General features: G+C 67.3%; 2 protein-coding genes. Both read left to right on the forward strand.

The window, feature by feature from the left end; all coding sequences use genetic code 11:
* Positions 1 to 56: 56 nt before the first annotated feature.
* A complete protein-coding gene (locus EI291_RS22510) occupies positions 57 to 428 on the forward strand; it encodes a helix-turn-helix domain-containing protein (protein WP_125424537.1) in 372 nt (123 codons plus the stop codon).
* 34 nt (positions 429 to 462) lie between these two features.
* Positions 463 to 1,017, forward strand: a complete 555-nt coding sequence (locus EI291_RS22515) for an IS630 family transposase (protein ID WP_240635645.1) — start codon at positions 463 to 465, stop codon at positions 1,015 to 1,017.
* Positions 1,018 to 1,044 lie beyond the last annotated feature (27 nt).

The following is a 1,044-nucleotide window of genomic DNA, read 5'->3' on the forward strand; positions in this document are numbered from 1 at the left end:
TATAGCAGATTCGTGAACAGTTCGTCCTGGCTCCGTGCAGCTGCGTAGAATGGAATATGAAACCGTATTCGCTTGATTTGCGCAGCCGCGTGGCGGCCGCCTGCCGCGAGCCTGGGGCGAGCAAGGCGGCCGTGGCGCAACGTTTTGGGGTGAGCCACTCGTTCGTCAAAGACCTGGTGCGGCGCCAAGCGGCCACCGGCTCGCTGGCGCCCAAGCCGGCCACGGGCGGGCGGGTCCGCTACCTGGACGCGGCGGCGCAAGCCTGGCTGGTGGCGTATGTGGGCCAGCACCCGGACGCAACGCTGGCCGAACTGAATCAGGCCTGGCAAGCCCAGGGCGGGCGCCCCGTGTGCCAGACCTGCATCTGGCAGGTGCTGGACGAGCGGCGGCTGCGGCGCAAAAAAAAGCCTGCACGCGGCCGAGCGTGACCGGCCGGATGTGCAGGCGGCCCGGCGCGCGCACGTGGAAACGGTCTGTACGCGCCCGGACGTGGCCCGCTTTCATTTTCTGGACGAAACGGGGCTGCGCCCGGACTACGCCCGCACCCACGGCCGGGCAGTAGGCGGCCGGCGCGTAGCGGGCGCACGGCCCCTGAAGCGCGGGGCGGCCCGCACGCTCATCGGCACCTTGTCCGTGCGCGGCCTGGGCGCCATGCAACTGCTGGACGGGGCACTGACCAAACGTCGCTTCGCTTTCTACGTGGCCCGCTGCCTGGCGCCGACCTTGCGGCGCGGCGACGTACTGGTGCTGGACAACTTGCCGGTCCACCACCTGAGCGGGCTGTGCGAGTGGTTCGCCAAACGCGGGGTCGAGGTGGTCTTTTTGCCGCCCTATTCGCCGGATTTCTCGCCCATCGAGCAGGCCTGGAGCAAGCTCAAAACCAAGCTGCGCACCGCTGCCGCCCGTACGCTGGCCGAACTGGAAGCGGCTCTGCACGAGGCCATCGGTTGGATTACTAGCCAAGATGCGCGCAACTGGTTTGACCACTGTGGGTATCACACTCAACCAGCTAAATGAACGGACGAACCGTTCACGAATCCGCTA

Source organism: Hymenobacter rigui (genome assembly GCF_003944715.1).
GTDB classification, from domain to species: Bacteria; Bacteroidota; Bacteroidia; order Cytophagales; family Hymenobacteraceae; genus Hymenobacter; species Hymenobacter rigui.

Excerpts from the sequence above, each read along its gene's own strand:
- EI291_RS22510 (WP_125424537.1), top strand. The coding sequence starts at position 57 with ATGAAACCGTATTCGCTTGATTTGCGCAGCCGCGTGGCGGCCGCCTGC.